Raw genomic sequence first — 22,608 nt, forward strand, 5'->3', positions numbered from 1 at the left:
TCGCAAAACAATAGACTTTTGCATCTGATTTTTGCAACGAATTTAAACCTTTAAATAAAGGCATTCAAATTCCGTTGCAAAACTTCTAAGTTTAGCAACAACACCTATTGATTTTGGATAAACATGCCTGTTAGTTTTCTCTCCCCAGTACAATGTGACAATTACGCTAAATATCCTACTGACCTACCACCAGATATCGTAGATAGCCTTTTTTTCCTCGATGATCAGGATATGGAGTGGATTGCAAACAAGCGTGGTGACTTTAGCAGGTTAGGTTATGCATTACAGCTGACAACAGTTCGATTTATTGGAGCTTTTATTTCCGACTTGAATCAGATTCCTCGTGTGGTAATTGAGCGAGTTGCTATTCAAATCAAGGTTAATGATCCTGAAAGTTGCATATCAATGTACATGAAAAGTGAGCAGCGTTGGCGTCATGCTGTTGAAATTCGAGCGCGTTATGGCTATATAGAATTTGCTGAAAAAGGTAGTCGTTATCGTCTTGGTCGCATATTATGTGCACTATGCTGGACTGGTACTGACAGACCTGGAGTGCTTTTTGATCATGCAGTGGGTTGGCTATCGACCAACAAAATATTGTTACCAGGTATTACAGTTCTTGAGCGTTTTGTTGCAGAAATTCGCTCCAGGATGGAGTCTCGCTTATGGCGAATGTTGATTAAAAATTTAAGCGCATCACAACAGGAAAAACTGAATGACCTCTTGGTGGTAGAGGATGACGAACATCTGTCATTGCTTGATAAACTGCGTAAAGGTCCGGTTAGCATCAGTAGCACAGCTCTTGTGCAAGCATTAAAACGGGTTGAGTCTGCCCGCAACATTAGTGTTGAATTACCACTGTACCGCATCCCCGCCTGTAAAATAGCAACACTTGCACGCTTTGCTAATACGGCAAAAATTACAGCCATCAACCGCTTGCCGTTTGAGCGTAAAATGGCGACGCTCGTTGCTTTTGCGAATCATTTTGAGTCAGACTCCCAAGATGATTCTCTGGACGTGCTCAGTATGGTATTGCGTGATTTATTCTCAAAGGCCAAGCAAGAAAATAAAAATACACGACTGCGAACTCTTAAAGATCTCGATCAAGCTACAGCCACATTGGTCGATGCATGTAAATTACTACTGAATACAGAATTATGTGATCATGAAATTCGGGACACAATTTATACAACAGTAGGTCATGAAGCGCTTGTATCTGCAGTTGAAAATGCCACTGCCTTAATCAGGCCGCCAAGTAATGTGTTTTATCATGAGCTTGAACAAAAGGAAAAAACAGTTCAGAAATTTTTACCTTCGCTCCTTCGAGTAATAAATTTTGATAGTAATCAAGCGGGAAAACCTCTTCTTGCCAGTCTTGAATGGTTAAAGGGAAAACAAACGGATGAACCGCCAATGGAGATTATTGGAACATCATGGAAACATAATATTGTTATTAAAAATGAATGTAGCGTTATCAATTGGCCACAAGACGAACCACGACCCACTTATCGCGTCATAAAGAAACTTGTAAAAACCCAAGATGGTATCATTTTGCATAACGATAAACTTTTATATGCTGATCTTATCAATAAAAAAATTAAGGAAATCGTTGTACCAGAGAAAAAACAATCTCAAGTTGAGAAATTGAAAAAATCCATTTTAAACATGAAGGAAGTTCAAAAAAACGCAAATAATAAAGAGCTTGCATTAATAACATCAATAACTGGCCGGGATAGCAATAGAACTACAATTGACCGAACAGCATATACATTTTGTGTTCTTGATAAATTGCAATCGGCACTGAAACATAGGGATGTGTTCATAAGTCCGAGTTGGCGGTATGCTGATCCAAGAGCCAATCTTTATTCTGGCTCAGAGTGGGAGGCAATACGTCCTATGATTTGCCGCTCATTAAATTTAACAATTGACCCAACGTTAGCCATAACAAGCCTTACAGATGAACTACATCAAGTGTATCGGTTAGTTGCTGCAAATATTGATAATAACCCTGCTGTTCGATTTGAAACAGTTAAGGGTAATGAGGAGCTGATTCTAACTCAGCTTGATGCACTTGATGAGCCTCCATCATTAAAAGCATTGAGAGCTGCTGTAAAAGCCAAATTACCACGTGTCGATTTACCCGAGATGGTACTTGAGATAGCCACACGTACTGGATTTGCGGATGGATTTACCCACATCAATGAAGGAAGTGCGCGTGCTGAGGATCTATTAATCAGTTTATGTGCTGAATTGCTAGCAGACGCTTGCAATACTGGACGAGAACCGTTTGTTCGTGAGGACATACCTGCTTTAAAAAGAGATAGATTGGTATGGGTTGATCAAAATTATATTCGAAATGAAACGATAATGGCGGTCAATGCCATTTTAGTTTCTGCTCAAAATCAAATTCCATTAGCTAAGAAATGGGGCGGAGGCGATATTGCATCGGCTGATGGCATGCGCTTCGTTGTACCGGTTAGAACAGTGCACGCTGCTCCAAATCCAAAATATTTTAAATCAGGTCGTGGTGTCACTTGGTACAATCTAATCTCTAATCAACGAACTGGCTTAAATGCTGTAACAGTACCTGGCACTTTACGTGATAGCCTAATATTGTTAGGCGTTGTTCTTGAGCAACAGACGGAATTACAGCCAACGCGGATCATGACAGATGCAGGCGCATACAGTGATATTGTATTTGGACTGTTTCGTTTGTTGGGACTTCGTTTCAGTCCGCGATTGGCTGATATGGGTGGTGCTAGATTCTGGCGGATTGATCCGTTGGCTGATTATGGAAAGCTCAATGTACTTGCAAAAAGTCGTATAAATATAAATCTTGTTCCTCCTGAGTGGGATGATATTTTACGTTTATTGGCTTCATTAAAACTCGGGAGAGTTCCCGCAGAAGGCATTATGCGCACTCTTCAAGTTGCTGATAAACCAACTCGTTTAGCCAAAGCAATTGCCGAAATTGGGCGAATTGACAAAACTATCCACATGCTCAATTATCTTCATGATGAGTCATTCCGTCGTCAGACTTTGGTACAACTAAATTTGGGCGAAGGCAGACACAGTTTAGGTCGTTCTGTTTTTCATGGTAAGCGAGGGGAACTTCATCAGAGGTATCGCGCCGGGCAAGAAGATCAGTTAGGCGCCCTTGGATTGGTTTTAAATATTATTACACTTTGGAATACTATTTATATGGATGCTGCCATTAATCAATTACGACAAGAAGGCTTCCCTGTATACGATGAAGATGTAGCCAGATTGTCCGCATATGGTTATGGTCATATTAATATGCTCGGACGATATTCCTTTGCCATGCCAGATGAGGTAAAACGTGGTGAGTTAAGGCCATTAAGAACAACAGAAAAGCCTTAAGTCGGTTGGCTGTTCCATTGCTCCCCAAGCCCGCACGAGACAAACCCTTATTTCAGACCCAACGCAAAAGTCGCTTTACGCCTAATAGTTTGCAAAAATGGTTCAAGTCACTCTATGATAAGGCAGGAATCATTGGGGCAAGCTCCCATTCTGGTCGACGTACTTTCATTACCCGCTTAATTGAACAGGGCGCGGATATTAAAGCTGTCTCTCGTCTTGCAGGTCATGCCAACATTGTCACCACAGCAATTTATGTTGAAGACAACCCTGATCGCCTAAAACGCATTGCTAATTTGGCTATTTTCTAAATGACGCCAAGGCTTACCGTTTTGCCTTAACTGACTATTTAATATACAGAGTTATCATAAACGTGTTTTAATAGCGCTTAATAAAGCGACGTTATTTATGTAACCAAAACCATTGGTTGTAGTGAAAACGACGCTTAAAACTAAAATATGGAAGTTGATTTTTTTACTTAAACGCATAAAAATTGCCCTTCGGTGATATTTTGCTAAACAGCGCTCCCTCAAACAGAAATCATTCAATCAAAGTCACTTAATAATTGCTTTTTATTTCTTTCTCTTTTCTAACATCGGCTTCATCCTATTTTTTATTTTTAGATAAATCTTCTAATAAAATTTTTCCCTTTTTGGATAAACGATATTTTTGCAATCTACTTTTAGGCTTTTCTGGGATAGTACGCTCGATTAACTCATCCCTGAGCAATTGATCAAGATAATTACGTTGAAAAGTTTCTCGATGCCTAATACCTGCTACCTCTTGTAGCTCTATACTTTTCAGCTCACCTTTTAGCTCACATGCTCTTAGTACCCGCTCAACCCATGGATCGACTTGTCCGGTAACTTGTCCGGTAACTTGTCCGGTAACTTGTCCGGTCATCGATGATGATTTACGCCAAATGGTTGTCTTGAATCCATCGGAGATAGAAAATTCAGGCTCTGGCAGTCCAACCTCACGGCAACGACGAATCATATCGCCTGTACCAGTTCCCATACGCTCGATATATTTCGTTAAATACAATGGCTCAGCAAGCAAGGGATTTCTTGGAACAGAACCATGTGGATGACGTAATTTCTCTAAGGTCAATGATGGAGGGAGTCCTCCTGGATTCCAAATTTCCAATCGATCTGCAAACAGCATTACCTGTACACTTCCATTACTATCATAGTCTCGATGAGCAACCGCATTCACAATCGCTTCTGCGACAACTTCCTGGGGAATTTCATAGGCAACAGGCACTTCCGCCCCGCTCTCTCTGGTTCCCACCCAAAGATTAATTTTGGACATTACGAAATCAATCGCCTGATCGACCAGTGAAAATAACGTGCCTTTATATACTTGATATGAAGGAATGGGTTTGGCTACTTCTGTCCCGTGAAAATGAGCACATTTTACCTCGGATGACATAACAAACCGTTGTGGTTGCTTTCCAAAGAGTAACATTGCGGCATGTGTAGGCTTATCCTCATCTAGCAAATTCAAATGGGACAGTAATTCAAAAGAGGTCGCATCGATAGGCAGTGGAAATCCACGTCCTCGTTTTGCTCGACGTAAAAAAGCCGTCATCCCCTCTTCATCTAAGTCTAATAATGTTGCCCCTCGACAAGGAGCGGCATCAAAAGGGCTATTTCTGATTAATTTTCGTTCTTCTAAATCATGTATTAAAGCCGCATAAACACTGGAAATAAGCTCGGAAATAGATTGATAACGCCTTCTGATTAATTCAGTTCCAACACGAGTAATAAGATTTTTCATTTTAGGGTGACGTTTACTTTCTTCATTTCCCTTTATAAAAATTAATCGGGTCTTATGTTCCTCGGAAGCTAGATTGTATTCTTCCTCAGTAGGGGAAACACCTTTTGCATTCTCAAAGCCATAATCATAGCCAAAAAGACCAATATAGATATCACAAGCACTTACTTGTTCTAGATAAACTTGATCTGCCCTCCTATCATGAGCTGGCAATTCTTCGAATAAAAATGGATCAAAAAAACGACGCATTAAGGGATCATTTTTCAACCAATGGCATATCTCTAGACGATCTTCTTTAAATTCTTGTTGTACGCTACTGATAAAAATACGCAATGGTCTCATCATTAATCCAAAATCCAAAAATTAAACACGCTCTTCTTTCTCATTAACAGGCTTAATTACGTTATAACCCACGATTATCACACAACGTTATCAACAGATTTTGTGGATAACTATCCTCTTTCGCTCATTAGTTTGATCAACCAATCAACCTCACTAGCAGAATTCACCTCGATAATCACTTTTCCCTTACCTTCAGCATTTACTTTTACAGAAACATTTGTTGTAAATTGTTGGGATAGATAGGTACTCCACTCCTCACACTTGTCATGGCGTGTAGCTGAAAAAAAAGTCTTGTCATGTTCCTTATCCCCTGATGACTTCAATCGGTTTGCTAATGCCTCCGTATCACGCACATTGAGCTGTTTCTCAATAACGGCACATGCAACTTGATATTGATGTTCTGGCGAAAGTTTCAAAATTGCTCGGGCATGTCCCATATCAATCTTACCCTCGTTTAGCATCTCTATTACTCTAGAATCCAAAGATAGTAAGCGAAGCGTATTAGTAACTGAAGCTCTAGAGCGCCCTATCATTTGTGCTATGTCTTCATGAGTCATATGGAACTCTTCGCGAAAACGGTTTAATGCTAGCGCCTCTTCAATTGGGTTGAGATTTTCACGTTGAATATTTTCAATCAGTGAAAATGCGAGAGCAATATTATCATCAACATTTCTAATAATAACAGGTACATAAGTTAATCCTGCTTTTTTTGCCGCTCGCCAGCGTCTTTCGCCAGCAATAATCTCATAACGTTCTTCTGCAATCTTTCTAACAATAAGTGGCTGGATAATCCCTTGAACTTTGATGGAGCTTGCAAGCTCATCTAAAACAGTTTCATCAAATTGTTTTCTAGGCTGATATTTTCCAGAATTTAATAACTCAACAGCTAAATGAGTTATCGATTCACAGGGTTTCGATTTTCCATCCTGGAATGAATTGTCTAGAGCTCGAAGCAACTTCAATCCCTTCAATTCTAAATTTGACACGAGTGTCTCTCCTCAATTATCCCTGCAAACGTCCCACCCGACCTGTAAACGTCGCACCTTTAGTTATTATTCTTATTTTTACTTCCTGAAAACGTCTCACCTTGTCCCGTAGCAGCCTCACCCTTACCCGCAAATGTCCCTAATAATCCCCGTAAAAGTCCCTCTGACTCTCTTATAACCCTTAAGAAGATTGACTGACTTAGTTTCTAAACAACTAATAAATAGATCTTAAAAAAATTAAAACACGTTGTGTTTCTATAGTAAATAGAAATTTCATTTTTCTGTTGCATTTTCAATAAATCATAGATAAATTATAAGAAATGTGAAAATTACTTATTTTAATAAAAGGGAAATCATGCTTGATCCTCAAATCATTACGTATGGAACAGATAATCCAGAACAGTTAATGGATAAGTTCTATCAAGCAGGTAACGAAATGTTACTAACACTAAGAAATTTTGTGATTAGTCCTGAGAAAAGAAAAAAACCTAGAACTTGGGGAGCTATTGAGGCCGCAAAAATGGTTAAAGTTTCCGATCCTACGTTCAGAAAATTGCTAGAATCATCAGATGATATCCCTGGAATAGTAATTGAAGACTCTGAAAATGGCAGGAAAATTAAAAAATATACTTTGGCAGCTATTAATGCGCTTAGAGATAAAGCAGAAACTCGATATAAAAGACCAAAGGGCTCAAAGTGTTTAACCATAGCTGTTTCTAACTTAAAAGGTGGAGTTGGAAAAACTGAAACCACAGTTGATTTAGGAAAAAAAATTGCTATAGAAGGTTTAAAAGTCCTACTTTTAGACTTTGATGCACAAGGAACAGCAACTTTAATTAGTTCAGGATTAATACCTGATTTAGAATTACGTTATGAAGATACAATAACCAATGTGTTAATATCCAATCCTAATAATATAAAAAATGTAATATTAAAAACTCATTTTGATGGTCTTGATATCATCCCAGCTAACTTAGCGATACAAGATTGCGATCTGATTTTACCTAACGAAAAAGAAAACAATCATGAGCGCCTAGGTTCACCCTTCATACGATTATCAGAGTCATTAAAAATTATTAAAAATCAATATGATGTAATTCTAATTGATTGTGGACCAAATCTTGGTTTACTAACACTTAATGCAATCATTGCGTGCGATGGGATCATTATCCCTATTCCTCCAAGTATGAATGATTATTCAAGTTTTATTATGTATACAGCTACCTTACGAAACATGTTCAAAGAATTACCTTCAAAAAAATTGGAATATTTACGAATTCTCATTTCTAAACACAGCGGAAGTAATGAGGCGTTACAGATGGAGAATATGATGCGAGAGCAGTTTGGCAGATATATTCTCACTAACCATATGTGTGAAACAGTAGAGGTTGCAAAAGCAGCTAATGAGATCGGAACCATCTATGATGTTTCAAAGCCCCGTGGTAGTCGAGAAGCTTATCGTAGAGCCTTGCAACATTTGGATGATGTCAATCTTGAAATTATTAATAACTTTAAAGAAATCTGGGATAAACAAGCTAAAGCATCCTTTGTAAGTGGAGAGCAACATGGATAATAGTAAGCGTAACGTTCATAATTCTGGCCCTTTAGGTATGCTCATGAAAAGTGGTCAAGTAAAAAAAATAGAGACTACTGAAGAAGAAATTATTTTAAAACCAGCTACTCCCAAGACTCCATCTTATTTTAAAACTCAATCTGGAATTGAATTTGCTGAACAGGAATTAATTTATGTTAATCCAGAGGAATGCGAACCATGGAAATACGCTAATCGCCAAGAAGGTGAATTAGGTGATATTGATGGTCTAATTGATTCTATTAAATCAAATAAGCAGTTGCAGCCAGCTTTAGTAAGAAGTCATCCTAATCCTCATGGAAAAATAAAATATGAGGTTATTTTCGGTCGAAGAAGACATATCGCCTGCATGAGATTAGGAATCCCCTTTCTTGTAATTAGAAAAGATATTCCCAACGTTCAAGACGCTATTGCATCGCAAGATGCAGAGAATAAATTACGGAATGATGTTAGTAATTATTCTAATGCGATGCTTTATAAACGATTGTTATTAGATAATGTATTTAAAACAGAAAAGGAACTTTCTGAAAAATTACGCATCTCCTATTCTACATTCAACGAATTGATGGCTTATTCTAAAATTCCAGACGATATAGTGAGAGCTATCCCTGATGTACATGCCCTTTCAAAGCAGCTTGCTGTAACGATTGTTCAAATACTTAATAAGTCTAAAGAAAACTACAGTAAAATGTTTTCTATTGCCAATCAGTTAGGTAAAACAATCACCTCACAAGCTAAGTTAGAAAAAATTTTTGAAGAGAACGAGTCACGACAAAAAAATAAAACTAAAACTGTCAGTAATGCTAAGTCTTATATCTCTGTAAATGGGAAAAAATTATTTACTTGTAAGTCAGATTATCGAGGACTTCCATCTATTGTTCTTAATAAAGAGATTGCTAGTTTTGTTAATGTGGAAGATATGTGCGAGCACGTTTCAAATTATTTAGAGCAAATTATAGCAGAATCCGAGTACTCGGATTGAGAGTGAATCCGAGTACTCGGATTACTTGTTTGGTAGCATGGAGAAACGTATGGGAAGCGTAGCAATAAATAATAAAAGTCTTGAACTTAAAAAACATGTTAACGCGATACATTGTTCTAATAACTTGTCATTAGTTCAGCGAAAGCTTTTTAATGCGTTGCTGTTTAATGCGTACCCAGATCTGCCTTACAAACAGCAATTCGAAATCAGAGGAAAAGATCTATATCAACTGATTGGCTACAATAGCAAAGATACTGCAAAGCTAAAAGAAGCTTTACTTGGATTAATAACAATAGCTATTGAATGGAACGTTATTGACTGTACAACTGGGCAAGAAAAAAGGTGGAAGGCTAGCTCAATATTGGCGTCTGCGGAGCTTTCTAACGGGGTTTGTATCTATGAATACAGCCAGGTAATGAAAGACCTTATGTATCAACCCGAAATTTATGGCCAAATCAATATTGATCTGATTTCAAAGTTTAAATCAGGTTATGGCTTAGCACTTTACGAGAACTGTATTCGATACAAAGGACTTGCACAGACACCATGGTTTCCAATAGAGATTTTTAGAAAGTTAATGGGCGTATTTGATGGAAAATATCAAGTATTTAAGGATTTTAAGAAAAGAGTACTTGATGTTGGCGTTAATGAAGTAAATGCCGTATCACCTATTCGTATTTTACCTGAAATAGAACGAGTTAATCAGAAAGTAACTAGAGTTCGATTCAAACTAGAAAAACAGTTTGATGAGTCTCCAATCCAACTTAATGACTTATCGATTGACGAAGGATTAAAACAAATATTGATTAATACATTTGGATTTTCAACTCAAATGATTGATGAGACATATGCAAAGTATGACAGTGAGTACATTCGAGAAAAAGTAGAAATTATTACTCAATCAGAAAGTTTTGTTGCTGGAAAAATTAGAGGCTTAGCTGGGTATTTGATTGAAGCATTAAAAAAAGATTATAAGCTTAGCAGATCAAGCAAAGCTGTAATTAATGAACGTCGCAAGATCTCAGAAGCTAAAGAAAAAGAAAAGAAAGAAAAATTGGAAGAGCAATCAGATCGCTACAAACAGTATGTAAACAAAAAGATAAACACATACCTAGAGAAACTAACAGAACATCAAAAAATCGATTTAAATAATGATTTTGAGAAATTCATAAAGGTGCAAAGTAGTATTCTCAAAAATTGGTATAAAAAGCATGGTCTGGATCACCCTGCAACCAAAGCTTCTTTTCATAGCTTCATTAAAGAAAATAGATATAGTGAAATAGGTACTATCATATCAATGGAAGATTATATTGACTTAGTTCAATAGCAATTAAGAATAGCTATAAACTTTAAGGGTGGGACATTTACGGGGATATATTATTTTATTGATAGGTGCGACGTTTACGGGGAATGAGATAATTAGTAATGAAAACAATTTGTGTATATCTTGGTGCTAGTTCTGGAAATAATCTGGTATTCAAAGAAGCTGTTATTAAGCTTGCTCATGAAATAGCTGCTCATGGACTTACACTAGTTTATGGTGGGTCACGTCTTGGTATGATGGGTTTATTAGCAAGAACTGTAAAAGAGTTGGGCGGTAAAGCGATCGGGGTTACTACCACACATCTTTTAGACAAAGAAAAACCGTTAGACATTCTAGATGAACTTCATATAGTCTCCTCCATGCAAGAAAGAAAAAAAATGCTTCAATATCTGGCTGACGCATTTATCGTTATGCCTGGTGGTTTAGGAACACTAGAGGAAGCTGTTGAAACATGGAATGCAATAAAAATTGGAGGGCTTGACAAAAAGATAGGGTTTCTTAACGTTGATGATTACTTTATAAAACTATTTAGTTTTATGGATCATTGTCATAAAAATGGATTTATAACAGCTGAGCAAACAGCTATTCCCTCCGTGCAAGTTGAACCTAAAAAATTATTGAGTGATTTAGTCCAAGTAAAATCTGAAGAATTGTTTGTGTGATGTAACAGTAAAAGTTTTTAATAAGGAAATGAAATGCATGCTGTAAGGGGTGAGCGAAAAGGGGTAGTTTATCTACATTGGCTAAATGCAATAACTACATTCAGTTTTGCTATTTTATTTTCATCATTATCCCTTTATTTAACAAAGAATATTGGCTTAACTCAAATGCAATCCAATGGAATCGTAGGATTTTTTCTGGCATCAAATTTTATTTTACATGTTGTAGCGGGGTACATTGGGGATAGATTTTTAAGTAATCGATTGCTATTTGCCATTTCAACGCTTATACAAACTTTAGGGTTAATAGTACTTAATTTTTCTGATTCTATTGTGTATCTAGGGTTAAGCTTGTTTCTTATAGGGTGTGGATTAGGATCTACATGTATTAACTGCCTTATTACCCAACAATTTACAAGTAACGAAAATGAATTAAGAGAAAAAGCATTTTTTCATAATTACAGTGCTATGAATATAGGATTCCTCTCTGGTTATGTTATGAGCGGATTTATTGATATTCACGATAGATACGATCGTTTATTTGAAGTAAGTAATTTGATTAATCTAATTACGGTGTTTTTCATTATTAAATCGTGGAGATATTTCGCAAAAAATAAAGTAAATACCAGGGAGGAGATAAAGAGGGGTCGACTAGGTCTGATATTAATCATATTTATTATACCTATTCTTCTAGCAGGGTTTTATTATTCTTGGTTAGCAAATGGCCTCATACTCTTAATTGGTTCTGCGGCTTTATTCTATATAACATTACTTGGACGAAGTTTAAGTACACAAAATGCACGAAAAAAAATATATTCTTTTGTATTTTTAACGGTAAGTTCAATTGTATTTTGGATGCTTTATTTTGTAGGACCTATGGGTGTGACTCAATTCTTGAAGTATAACGTGAGTATTTACATAGGTACTTATTATATTCCTCCACAATGGTTAATGAATTTAAACTCAATTTTTGTAATTATTGGCTCACCTATAGCAATCACTCTATTTGATAAACTAAGAAAGAAACAAATCACCATTTCAATATCAAAACAATTTATGTGTTCCTTAGTGTTTATTGCATTGTCGTTTTTGGCATTGACTGTTGGCATAATGAATTGTGGTACTGAGGGATTAACTAGCATGATTTGGATTATTGCGCATTATCTTCTTCAGGCGATAGGGGAGTTGCTTATTGCTCCTGTTGGTTACGCGATGATAGGAAGTCTTGCACCAGAAAAACTGCAAGGACTTATGATGGGGATATGGATGATGGCTTCAGGAATAGCAGCCACATTATCCAACTATTTTTCTAATTTAATGACTCAATCGGAATCACTAAATCCGCTTATTAGCAATGAACATTATATGAGCGCATTTACCCAGCTAGGTCTTTATGCCATCTTTGGTGCACTCATTCTCTGGTTATGTTCTAAAACGATTGAGAATAGTATACAAAAAATCTCGGTCGAAGCGATCGAAGGAGTAGCATGATCTATTGTAACGATAACTCCGCCTGTAATTTGGATAATTTTGTTTCTTCTTGAGCTAATATTTTTAGAAAATTATCCAATACATTAGGGTTTTTTATTGTTTTGATATCTTTTTTAATGCCATTTATAAGACTTTGTTGAATTTGAAGTGACTTTTGTAATTCTATGTTAGTACATGGGGGATGAGCCAATTCATAAACATTGGATAAATGTTTATGTGTAGCGATCTCATCTAATCCAGAATATGTACATTCTTCCTTCTTCAATTGTAGTCGAACAGCATTTTCCAGGTCGTGCTTTTCCTTGTAACGTTTCCCTTCAGGAGAATATTTATCAAATCCTTTGGGTGTTCTCCAGCGATTTGAGCGAAGAAGTTGAGAAATGATATTAATTTTGTGTTGAAAAGTGCCAATGTTTTGGAATTGTTCTTGGTTACTTAATGAAAATACAACCTCATCCAAGACCTTTTGTGGTGAGGATAGTTTTACTCCGTGTTGCTTTTGAACATTCATCAACATCCCTTTAGCAATATGGAGCTCATTGAGTGGTAATCTGGTGTCTGACTGAGAAAAGGTAATATTATTAATTACTCTATTTTTTTCTTTATTAATGATATCTGTTGAAACAAGATAATCCATTCTCTCGTTTATATCTGGCTCAGAAACAAGCTCTTTTTCTTTTACCTCTATAGTGCTTTTGGGTTCTTTGGGGATCAGTTGTAATTTTCTTTGAAGCGTTTCTGTAAGGGTTATAAACGATCGAGGCACACCGTAATATTTAAATCGTTTTCTGATAATGAAGCCGTTTTCTTCTAAGTTTTTTAGGTAAATATATATTCTGCTTTCGCTAAACCCAAGCTCTGCTGCAAGTTCTGGAATTTTTTTTGTAAACCATAATCTATTTTCGCGCTTTAAAAGGGTACCTTGATGATGAAAAATTATTTTATCTAAGAGAAGTGCTTCTTTAGAGCATTTGGTTAATGAGAGAAGCTTGTTAAAGCCTAAATAATAAATCGAATTATTCATAATACATCCATGTGAAAAATATTACTTAATTAAACCTGATGTAGCCAGCATATAAATTAACTGCGGCGTGGTTTTACAATTAAAGCTAGTTTTTAAGTCACTGAGTCGGTAAAGAATGTATCTCTTTGACTTTTTTGTATCTTCTGCAATGTCATTCACATGACAGCCGCTGACTATCATTTTTATGATTTGATTATCCACATGATCAATTGTCATTTAAACTCCGTTTATATAAAAACGCGTTCCATGTGACATAATTTATAACTTGAAATGCATTAATGCAATAAAAATTGTTATTTTTACCAATAAATTTTATTACATGAAATACGGATTGATTGAATACCCTCATGTTCTCTTGTATGATTCAGTTAATTAATAGGATTTTAAATTGATGCCATATGAGTGAATTATCGTGGGATAAGGTAAAAACGGACATAGCTCGGGTTAGCAAACGCCTCTATGAAGTATTGGAAACCATAGATGGCATTGAAAATATGCTTTTTACTGTTCTTGAATATCAGTATGGGCAGATTATTGCAGATGAACACCATTTTTATTTACCAAATACGGGTGGCAGACTGTCTTCAGTTCCTTTCTCAATGGTTTTAGAAAAAAATCTTGAAATGTTTATTGAGTTTAAAGGGAAGTCAAGTACACATCAGGTCTATAGAGAGGGAGATTTTTTAAGCGTTAGTTCACTTTATAATGCTTCAAATACTCATCATCCAACAGATATATTGCAAATATCTTCCGGCGCAAGGAATACATTCTTACTCTGTCCTGTAGCGGATGCAAGGCCTCATGCTAGTTTAGAAAAATATTTTAAGGCGGATATTCCTGTTCCAGATGATCTTGGAAATCATTATTTAACCTTCAAAAGTTTGTGCGATGCAGCCAATTGTAGTTGGCGTTCAAGGTTATTGGTATTTCCCTCTGAAATTGTAACTTTAATAAAAGAGAATAAATTACCTACTCTTTTGAGTTTGGTGATGGAGTTTGATTCTAATCAAACAGGATATTACGCAAATCTGCCTTTTTATAATTATCTAATGGCCTATGTTCGTGCAAATAATCCAGAAATATCTCAAAATGAATTTACTAATAATGCGATTAGCCAATTAATTACTATAGGGACAGGACAAGTTCCTGGCTACGGATTAGCTGTTGGTGATGATTTATTACCTTTAGATTTTATTGTTGAGGTGTATCGCGATATATATAAATCCAAATACATTCCCTTTGTTATGGAGCCAGTGCATTTTGATAAAAATAAAAACAATCCTGTTTTTTATTCAATACTCAAAGAAGAGATGGCTTTTAAACCAACATCATTTTCAAATAAACCACAACGATGTGAATTAATATACGATACTTATTTGCAATATGCGGATCATATAAAGAAGTTAGGTCATTTCAAGAGTACCCCTTTTTTTGAAAGTGCTACTAATCTGGATTTAACACTTTTTCATGAAAAAAATAATCAAGTGACTAATAATCTATTTAAATTGCCTAGAGAGACAATTTTTTCTTATGATTCTCGGTTTTTAGAAGTAACAGATAAACTTGGTTATTCAGTAGATCAGTTCCCTTCTAAAACAACATTTTTAGTAGGATGCTTTGGTATTAAATACAATGAAAATAAAGACACTGTTATGCATTGATCCCCTCCAGGATTATGAGCTAATTGATTGTGATCTACTAGTTCAGCTAGGAATTTCCCCGATTTTTTTGATTAAAGAAGAATCTAAGTTTGTTAAGGACAGAGAAAATGTATTAGTAAGCTCATTTTCATTTGAAGATCTGCTCGCTATTTGTGATTCGATTCGCCCTAATTATATAGTCTGTTTTTCGGAAGATATGTTTGTTGATGTAGCAAGAGTCAGGGAAAAACTAAATATAGCAGGCATGGGTTTGAATACATCGATGCTATTAAGTCATAAAGATCTTATGTATCAAAAATTGGATGGTTTATTTTTATATCCTAAAACAACAACATTGATTGAATCTTCAAACCTAAAATCAATCAAAGAAAGGATAGGTGATCAAGAGATATTTATTAAACCTATTAATTCATCTGGCTCGTATGAGACATATCATATTAAAACCGAGAAGGATTTTTGTGATTTTTTGGCCAATAAAAAAGAGAGCGAGGAAAAGTATATCGTTCAAGCTTATGTTGCAGATGATTTATACCATTCAGAATTGGCAGTATTTGATGGGAATATATTGTTTGTAGAAGCCAGAAAATATACGCATCCAAATCATTTAATGGTCAGTAAAAATTTGCCTATATTTAGTCTGAATATTTTAGATGAGCATCAGCGACAATTAATTTTGGATGCTTCAGTTAAGATTTGCCAGTTATTAGAATTCAATAACGGGGTGCTTCACACCGAGTTTTTCATGAGTGAGGATGGTTGTATTCAGTTTATTGAAACTAATGCTAGACCTCCAGGTATTGGTCTAAATAAGTTATACCAAAAGAAATACTCCTTGAGTCTTGAAACAATTTTATGTTGTATTGTTTGTGAGGTTGACCCTCCTCGCTTGGTAAAGAATAAAAGCCATTACATTTGTGGTTATTTTCCTAGAAAGAACGGTGTTATAAAAAAAATTCACAAGCCAGAACTCCATGTACAAAACGAGTGGACACTTTTTGTTAGGCCTGATGATACCAGTGAGGAAATGGCGCATATGTCTAAGTCAGTGATGGTGATTTGTTGGGATGACTGTATTACTGAAATCAACCAAGCAGGTAGCTTTCTTGCAGAGCAAGATATTGTAGAAATATATTAATTCTAAAAATCGATTATAGCCTCATTTTGGCTGCTGATGAGTTTTTAGTAAGGTCTTTAAACAGTTGTTCGTTCATATTTTCGTCACAATTGTTAAAAATATAAGTAAATTATATATGTCGTTTATACAAAAATCTACAGGTTATAAGAATGCATGAATATCAATTAATAGAGTTTAATTCAGATAGAAAACAAACCCAATTGGTTTCCAGTAAATCAAACTTGCAACAAGTATTAGCAGAATTTTATAAAGAAAATTTTGAAAAGATGTTTGACGACTTTGGTTGTTCAAAAGGATACATTTCCGTATTTGTTAACTCAGAACAGATATCATCCATTAAAGACATTATTCTTAACCCAAATGATGAAGTGTGTATTGTGACTTCTATTTCAGGAGGGTAGGAGAGTGGATAGATATAAACGTCAAATTTCCGTTATTGGAGAGCAAGGTCAAAAAATAATAAATAACGCAACAATTATGATCGTTGGACTCGGCGGGATAGGAAGTCCAGTAGCGCAATATCTTGCCGCAGCTGGTGTTGGAAAGTTAATTCTTGTCGACGATGATAAAGTAGACCTTTCTAATTTGCATAGACAGATCTTATTTAATGAATGCGATATAGGGTTCTATAAGGCAGAAAAAGCGAGAGATGTTTTAAGAAAAATTAATAAAAATATTGTCATAGAGGTTCACACTAAAAGGTTTGATGTGGATTTCGGATATTCCTTAGTATCTGATATTGACTTGATTATTGACGGAACAGATAATTTTGAAACAAGATACCTTATTAACGATATTTGTGTTTTAAAGAATAAAGTATTTATCAGCTGTAGTATTTTGGTCAATATCATTCAACTTGCTTTATTTGATACAAAGCACTTTTGTTATCGTTGTCTATACCCAAATCCACCACCTATAGGTGTAATACCTAATTGTTCGGAAGCGGGTGTTTTAGGCACTGTGACAGGAATGGCAGGAACCATGGCTGCTAATTTGGCATTAAATTATTTACTCAAGATAGAGAATGAAAAAATACCACAGATACGAATAATAGATGCGAAAAACTTCAATATCTCTTCAATGCCTATAAAGCAAAATAATAACTGTTTTGCATGTAAACAAAGAAAAATCAGCTTAAGTTATCTGCAGAATCAGGGCGCTGATTATGGAATTTCCCTGGGGCAACTTGATAGAACCAAACATTTTCTAGTTGATATAAGGCAAAAAGAAGAACGAGAGATTACCAAATTAGAAGATGATCTATTTTTTCCTGTTAAAGAGAATACTGATTATTCATTTTTCTTATCCTATAAAGATAAGAAGTTGGTATTTTATTGTGCATCAGGATATCGAAGTAAATTGTTTGTATCAGAACTAAGAAACTTAGGTGTTGATGCCTATTATCTTAATGAAAGGCTTTCTAAATGATTTTTGAGCATCAAGAAACGTCTTTAAGAGCTCGTAATTACAGCGAAACACTAGGTTTATTGACTTCTTTAAAGAAACTGGCAGGAATTACACGCTTAGCCGATTTAACCCATTTAGATTACACCGCTCTACCTGTCTATACTGCAATAAGACCTAGAGCAAAATCGTTAACCACGAGTCAGGGAAAAGGATTAACAAAAGAGGCCGCTCAGTGCTCGGCATTGATGGAGTCCATTGAAGTATATTTTGCCGAAGAATTAATACCACAACTGACTAATAAGTCAGAGCTTGAGCTAGCTCAAGACAAAGCTATTTTTATACCGCTAAACGATCTTTCAAAGTCTGTACACTTTAGTGATTCTTCACGGCCAATGAATTGGGTACAAGCTGAATTAATATTTGCAGAAAAATCCATTCTTGTGCCTTTTGCTGAGTTCTCACTAAATTCTTATTTGCCAGAAGTATTGATTTACTCTCCTGATACCACTGGACTTGCGGGGGGAAATAACTTTAAAGAGGCCCTTTTACACGGAATTCTAGAGGTAATAGAACGACAAAATGCTCTAAAAATATCCGTAACTGCTTTTGTTAAGGGTGAAATGGTCAAAAATATAACAAAAAAATTTGATTATCATATTTACTTTCATGAAAATATTTATGAAATTCCTTCGTTTGAGGTATGGATTAAATCAAAAAATCCTTTTGAAAATCAAATTCTATTTAAAGGCGGTGGATGTCATCTCGATAAACAAATAGCTTTAAATCGAGCACTGACTGAGGCTATTCAATCGCGAGTAACTACAATAGCAGGTTCCCGTGATGACTTGATTCATACAAAGTATGATTTTCAAACTAGTGAGTTTCCTGTCGTCAAAGATAAGAAGGATTTTTCTGAGTTGCCTAATTATTCGGTAAAGACAATAGAAGATGCACTTTCAGCTCTGTTTGAAAAGATTAAGGGAAACAATCAGGATATTTTAGTTTATAAATACTATGACAAAGAAATATGCATTTTAAAAGTAAAACTAATTTCTATGGATTTGATAAGTCATGTATGAAACAGTAGTTTTTTTAGAAACTTCGTTAACCCACCAAGAAGCGATACATCTACTTCCCCATGCGGCGTATTTACCTTCAATCAAAAAGGGAGATGTACTTAAAGCAATAAAATCAGGGTATAAACGGATAGTTATCATCGATGGAAATTTTTCCTGGGTTCCTTCTGTGTGGCATAAAGAAATATTAACAGCATTAGACTACGGTATTGAGGTTTGGGGTGCAGCTTCAATGGGGGCTTTGAGAGCAGCCGAGCTGGATTCTTTTGGCATGCGTGGACATGGGCGTATATATGAGATGTATAAGAATGAAGAAGTAGATGGCGACGATGAAGTGGCAATTGCTTATTCTAAATTCAATAACGTGCAAACTATTCCTTTAATCAATATTCGTCTAACGCTTGAACGACAAAATAGTATTAATAACGGAACTGTTTTAAATTCAATACGATCCATTTTTTATGCTGAAAGAACTTGGGAGAAAATTGCTCAACACGTGTCAGAAGATCTTTATCATTTGATTAAATCTAATTATATAGATGCAAAAAAAGAGGATGCAAAGTCGTTATTGCTTTCTTTAAATCAACAACACATTCTTTCTACGGTTTCTGATTTAAATAGAAAAAAAAGAGAGTTTACTCTTTTTGAAAAAAAATTAATTGAGTCCACTTTGTCTCCTGTTTGGTTGCGTGCCCCGGTGCATGAGCAGACAGAATGTTTAGTGTCTCTAAAGAGAGTGGAAAATATTCTTAAATTACTATCAATTCCTGAAACAAAAAAGAATAGGCTCCGTTATCAATACTTACTATCTCTTCTTGATCAACAAACGTATGCAATTACACAATGCGAGCTTATATATCAAGTCGAACAATTTAGAGAGGAGCATAACTTGTTAAAAGGAGAGGATTTTTTTAACTGGTTAAAGGACATGGGATTGCATGAGTCTAACCTGGAACAACTCTTTACCGATTATGTAAAGTTGATGAAATATTTGATAATTACCTACGATTTCAATAGTTATTTTAATTAGTCTATTCATTCTAAGAAAAAATTTTCACTTTTTTCTTATCCTTGCACCTAGGTGAATGCACCTTCACTTAAATGATGGTTCAATAACCTTATCGCTCATCAAAATAATCCATTATGAATGTAGAACAAGAAGTATTTGATATTTTAGAGAGTTGTATTTCCTGCTTGCAACAGGCGGCCCTGAACATAGGTGGCTTTGATTTTGATAAGAATGCACAAGCAGCAATATATGCTTATTCATTATTAAGAAGGCAGCAGTTGTTTTTAATGTATCCGATTGAGAATGAAACAGTGCATTAACTGATAAAAATAAGCCAATAGAAAAGGGGTACTTTATGAACGCAATTAAAACACTCATGCTATCGATGACCTTCATGGTCGTAAGTGGAATTATTTATGCAGAGCCCGTAACACTGCCTGAAAATAACGTTAAGCTCAATCAGATACTTGCAGTTGATGCAGCAATGAATAAGGAACATGATTTCGAATATTTTAAACACGTTCTGACTGGTGGAGGACTTTATGCACTTGTTTTAGCCCTGAATACCGAGGTTCCTGACGTAGCCAAATCAGTTGAGTATGTGGCTTTGTTCAAAAAACTGGATTTAGCAAATCACCTACTGACGCAAATTTTAGATGAACTGAAAAAGAGCAATCACCTATTAAGTCAAAACATGCCCAATAAAGGAGTAGCCATGGATGAGTAAGCACTCTTTTTAAAACCGCAAAAACACGATTTATTAAATAAAAAGAATAAAAAATGAGCACAAATTGGGGCTCAGGGGATTTTTTTAACCAAAAAAGGAGAATGTGATGAACTATAGAACAGCAATGAACGATTTGAGCATTAAAGGATATCTGTATGCCAGGCAGCTGCTCCCTTTTTTAATGATTAGTTTGGCACTGTTGTGTTTGATGCCTGACTCTTGTTTCGCTGCTGAGAATCGGCTTTCTGGATTAAAAGAGGAAGTAAAGGCAACCTTTGGAGCGGATTCAGATCTTCCTTATTTTCTTTTGTTAGCAGAAGGGCTTGCAGGGGCTTATGCCTACATCAAAACCAAAAATATCGCAGTCCTTGCGGGTGTTCCGGTATTGATGGTGTTTACTCACTGGGCATTGAAATAATGGCTCGCAACTACCAAACCTTTATGCTCTCTGATGAGCCAAAAATTGCGGGTATTCCTGTTACCACAGGCCTGCCCATTTTTTTACTCACAGGAATTGGGCTTTTAACAGGACTTGCCTATCAGCTTTTTATGATAGGCGCAGCCCTAAGCGTTGCGATGCATATCAAGTATGGCGGACTGCCTCTGCGGAGTCTGTTTGCCATCGTGTACTGGTCGCTGCCTCACAGGTTAACGTCCCTTTTATTTCGAGCTTTGCCCGATTCTGCCAACCGAATTTATATCAGGTGATTTAATGGATACTTCATTTCGTGATAATGCGATTGCAAAAAACAGACTGTTATTCAAACTGACGCTGATTTGGGCGCTATCGAGTACATTTGCAATTATTGTTCTGTGCGCCTTAAATTTTTATACCTTACTGCATAAGCAGGTTCACTGGCTTCCAGTGTGCACTGGTCTTGAGTTTAGCATTGGCGATAAAGGTTATTCACCCGAATACCTGAAAGAAATGACGCAAAAAGCTGCTGACTTACGCCTGACCTACAACCCAGAGACCATTGATGCACGCTACACCATGCTGTCTCATCTGATTCCAGCGAAATACCAGGAATCGTTTTCCAAACTATTGGATGCCGAGCGAAAAACAGTACATGAAAAAAATGTAAGCTCCGTTTTTTATGCTGAAAAAGTATCCGTGGATGTCTCTAAAAATCAAGGTCAAATCGAAGGGCAATTGTATCGCACAAGCCATGGGCTTCAATTAAAGCCACAACACAAAATGTATCGAGTGCAGTTTTCATATCAATCAGGCCTTTTAAATCTTGTGTCCATTCAGGAGATACACCATGACTAACTCAATTTATGATAAAGCTAAAAAAACCATTCTTCTTATCAGTTGTTTGTGCTCAGGAATTGTTGGTGCAAGCACAGCTCCTTCGGTCATCGCTTTTGAAGAAGGAGAGCAGTTTAATCTGACCTTATCGAGTATTAACTTTAATCGTGTGTTTGTTGAAGGGGAATCGATCACTAAATTAAGTTACCCAGAGCATGCTATTACAGTAGATAAAAGTGAGATGGATAACCCTGAAAGCACCGATTTTTCGGTGTATATAAAGCCCAATTTTCAAGTTCCCATTACCCTGTTCCTAACTACAGATAAAGGACATCACGTATCACTTACCCTGACACCTGATGAATCGGTTGGAAAAACCTTAAGGCTTGTGCCGCGCGCTCAAACAAAATTGAAATTTGTGAAACTGGATACCCCTGATGCCAGTGAAGTAGATGAGGCAATGGCTGCCATGAAAGCAGGGGAGACTCCCAAAGAATTTAATGAAAAACGGGTTGTTCCACGAACTTTTTACATTAAAAAAAACATAAAGGTAACCCTTGAAAAGCAATATCAGGGTAAGCGTTTCTCAGGCTTTATCTATCGGTTAGAAAATACATCAAATCATGAACTAGCGCTTACAACAGCCTTATTTGCCCATAAGGACGCAGAATCCCTGTCATTAAGTGAAGAGGAACTTCCTCCCAAAAAAATCGCTTATTTATACGGGTTATACAGCAATCAGGGATAAATCAGACGCTGCTTAAAAAGAGTTGGAAGGAGAGTAGGTA

The 22,608-nt window shown here is 36.0% G+C and carries 23 protein-coding genes and 1 pseudogene; 20 read left to right on the plus strand and 4 right to left on the minus strand.

The features are described from left to right. The first annotated feature begins 123 nt into the window (after positions 1 to 123). Together DYH34_RS17765 and DYH34_RS17770 are read left to right on the plus strand one after the other, a co-directional pair. Positions 124 to 3,381, plus strand: a complete 3,258-nt coding sequence (locus DYH34_RS17765; RefSeq protein ID WP_058464686.1) for a Tn3 family transposase — start codon at positions 124 to 126, stop codon at positions 3,379 to 3,381. Positions 3,382 to 3,398: 17 nt separating this feature from the next. After that, the gene (locus DYH34_RS17770) at positions 3,399 to 3,689 is read left to right on the plus strand and encodes a tyrosine-type recombinase/integrase (protein WP_238589484.1); all 291 of its coding nucleotides are present in this window, start codon (positions 3,399 to 3,401) and stop codon (positions 3,687 to 3,689) included. A 295-nt stretch (positions 3,690 to 3,984) separates the two neighbouring features. Here the strand turns inward: DYH34_RS17770 and DYH34_RS17775 are convergent, their stop codons facing one another. Both DYH34_RS17775 and DYH34_RS17780 read right to left on the minus strand, forming a co-directional pair. Then, a complete protein-coding gene (locus DYH34_RS17775; protein ID WP_058464687.1) occupies positions 3,985 to 5,496 on the minus strand; it encodes an ATP-binding protein in 1,512 nt (503 codons plus the stop codon). Positions 5,497 to 5,606: 110 nt separating this feature from the next. Then, the gene (locus DYH34_RS17780) at positions 5,607 to 6,482 is read right to left on the minus strand and encodes a ParB/RepB/Spo0J family partition protein (protein ID WP_058464688.1); all 876 of its coding nucleotides are present in this window, start codon (positions 6,480 to 6,482) and stop codon (positions 5,607 to 5,609) included. A 227-nt stretch (positions 6,483 to 6,709) separates the two neighbouring features. Between DYH34_RS17780 and DYH34_RS18500 the strand changes: the two are divergent. The 6 genes and pseudogenes from DYH34_RS18500 to DYH34_RS17805 all read left to right on the plus strand — a co-directional run. Beyond that, a pseudogene (locus DYH34_RS18500) lies at positions 6,710 to 6,781 on the plus strand (hypothetical protein); the annotation flags it as partial. A gap of 56 nt (positions 6,782 to 6,837) precedes the next feature. Further along, positions 6,838 to 8,055, plus strand: a complete 1,218-nt coding sequence (locus tag DYH34_RS17785) for an AAA family ATPase (RefSeq protein ID WP_058464689.1) — start codon at positions 6,838 to 6,840, stop codon at positions 8,053 to 8,055. After that, positions 8,048 to 9,055: a ParB/RepB/Spo0J family partition protein gene (locus DYH34_RS17790; RefSeq protein WP_058464690.1), complete on the plus strand. Its 1,008-nt coding sequence runs from the start codon at positions 8,048 to 8,050 to the stop codon at positions 9,053 to 9,055. Before DYH34_RS17785 ends, DYH34_RS17790 begins: the two co-directional genes overlap by 8 nt. 49 nt (positions 9,056 to 9,104) lie before the next feature. Further along, the gene (locus DYH34_RS17795; protein WP_238585514.1) at positions 9,105 to 10,382 is read left to right on the plus strand and encodes a replication initiation protein; all 1,278 of its coding nucleotides are present in this window, start codon (positions 9,105 to 9,107) and stop codon (positions 10,380 to 10,382) included. Between the two features lie 98 nt (positions 10,383 to 10,480). Further along, a complete protein-coding gene (locus DYH34_RS17800) occupies positions 10,481 to 11,041 on the plus strand; it encodes an LOG family protein (protein WP_065240098.1) in 561 nt (186 codons plus the stop codon). A gap of 33 nt (positions 11,042 to 11,074) precedes the next feature. Then, complete coding sequence (locus DYH34_RS17805) at positions 11,075 to 12,529, plus strand: peptide MFS transporter (RefSeq protein WP_058464692.1); 1,455 nt, start codon at positions 11,075 to 11,077, stop codon at positions 12,527 to 12,529. A gap of 1 nt (position 12,530) precedes the next feature. On the opposite strand, the gene DYH34_RS17810 is transcribed toward DYH34_RS17805, so the two are convergent. Together DYH34_RS17810 and DYH34_RS17815 are read right to left on the minus strand one after the other, a co-directional pair. Beyond that, positions 12,531 to 13,553 carry a hypothetical protein gene (locus DYH34_RS17810; protein ID WP_058464693.1) on the minus strand — a complete coding sequence of 341 codons (1,023 nt, stop codon included), beginning with the start codon at positions 13,551 to 13,553 and terminating at the stop codon, positions 12,531 to 12,533. 21 nt (positions 13,554 to 13,574) lie between these two features. After that, on the minus strand, positions 13,575 to 13,769 hold the full coding sequence (locus tag DYH34_RS17815) for a hypothetical protein (protein ID WP_019235293.1): 195 nt from the start codon (positions 13,767 to 13,769) through the stop codon (positions 13,575 to 13,577). Positions 13,770 to 13,951: 182 nt separating this feature from the next. Between DYH34_RS17815 and DYH34_RS17820 the strand changes: the two genes are divergently transcribed. The 12 genes from DYH34_RS17820 (at position 13,952) to traK (ending at position 22,568) form a co-directional block, all read left to right on the plus strand. Next, a complete protein-coding gene (locus DYH34_RS17820; protein ID WP_058464694.1) occupies positions 13,952 to 15,214 on the plus strand; it encodes a hypothetical protein in 1,263 nt (420 codons plus the stop codon). Beyond that, complete coding sequence (locus DYH34_RS17825) at positions 15,186 to 16,349, plus strand: ATP-grasp domain-containing protein (protein ID WP_058464695.1); 1,164 nt, start codon at positions 15,186 to 15,188, stop codon at positions 16,347 to 16,349. The genes DYH34_RS17820 and DYH34_RS17825 overlap by 29 nt, the downstream gene beginning before the upstream one ends. Before the next feature lie 149 nt (positions 16,350 to 16,498). Then, entirely contained in the window at positions 16,499 to 16,750 is a 252-nt protein-coding gene (locus DYH34_RS17830; RefSeq protein WP_019235296.1) for a MoaD/ThiS family protein, read from the plus strand. Between the two features lie 4 nt (positions 16,751 to 16,754). After that, the gene (locus DYH34_RS17835) at positions 16,755 to 17,777 is read left to right on the plus strand and encodes a HesA/MoeB/ThiF family protein (RefSeq protein WP_058464696.1); all 1,023 of its coding nucleotides are present in this window, start codon (positions 16,755 to 16,757) and stop codon (positions 17,775 to 17,777) included. Continuing rightward, positions 17,774 to 18,835 carry a YcaO-like family protein gene (locus tag DYH34_RS17840; protein WP_058464697.1) on the plus strand — a complete coding sequence of 354 codons (1,062 nt, stop codon included), beginning with the start codon at positions 17,774 to 17,776 and terminating at the stop codon, positions 18,833 to 18,835. The genes DYH34_RS17835 and DYH34_RS17840 overlap by 4 nt, the downstream gene beginning before the upstream one ends. Continuing rightward, on the plus strand, positions 18,828 to 19,862 hold the full coding sequence (locus DYH34_RS17845; RefSeq protein ID WP_058464698.1) for a TfuA-like protein: 1,035 nt from the start codon (positions 18,828 to 18,830) through the stop codon (positions 19,860 to 19,862). The genes DYH34_RS17840 and DYH34_RS17845 overlap by 8 nt, the downstream gene beginning before the upstream one ends. A 113-nt stretch (positions 19,863 to 19,975) precedes the next feature. After that, positions 19,976 to 20,161, plus strand: coding sequence for a hypothetical protein (locus tag DYH34_RS17850; RefSeq protein ID WP_058393350.1), 186 nt, complete (start codon positions 19,976 to 19,978; stop codon positions 20,159 to 20,161). A 35-nt stretch (positions 20,162 to 20,196) separates the two neighbouring features. Continuing rightward, positions 20,197 to 20,568 (plus strand): hypothetical protein, encoded by a 372-nt coding sequence (locus DYH34_RS17855; protein WP_058464699.1) that lies wholly within the window; start codon positions 20,197 to 20,199, stop codon positions 20,566 to 20,568. 106 nt (positions 20,569 to 20,674) lie between these two features. Next, on the plus strand, positions 20,675 to 20,986 hold the full coding sequence (locus tag DYH34_RS17860) for a type IV conjugative transfer system pilin TraA (RefSeq protein ID WP_058464700.1): 312 nt from the start codon (positions 20,675 to 20,677) through the stop codon (positions 20,984 to 20,986). Continuing rightward, positions 20,986 to 21,276: a type IV conjugative transfer system protein TraL gene (gene traL / locus DYH34_RS17865; RefSeq protein WP_021460416.1), complete on the plus strand. Its 291-nt coding sequence runs from the start codon at positions 20,986 to 20,988 to the stop codon at positions 21,274 to 21,276. The genes DYH34_RS17860 and traL overlap by 1 nt, the downstream gene beginning before the upstream one ends. A gap of 4 nt (positions 21,277 to 21,280) precedes the next feature. Next, complete coding sequence (locus DYH34_RS17870) at positions 21,281 to 21,841, plus strand: TraE/TraK family type IV conjugative transfer system protein (protein WP_058464701.1); 561 nt, start codon at positions 21,281 to 21,283, stop codon at positions 21,839 to 21,841. Further along, complete coding sequence (gene traK, locus DYH34_RS17875; protein ID WP_058464702.1) at positions 21,834 to 22,568, plus strand: type-F conjugative transfer system secretin TraK; 735 nt, start codon at positions 21,834 to 21,836, stop codon at positions 22,566 to 22,568. The genes DYH34_RS17870 and traK overlap by 8 nt, the downstream gene beginning before the upstream one ends. Positions 22,569 to 22,608: the final 40 nt, after the last annotated feature.

Source organism: Legionella cincinnatiensis (assembly GCF_900452415.1).
GTDB lineage: Bacteria > Pseudomonadota > Gammaproteobacteria > Legionellales > Legionellaceae > Legionella > Legionella cincinnatiensis.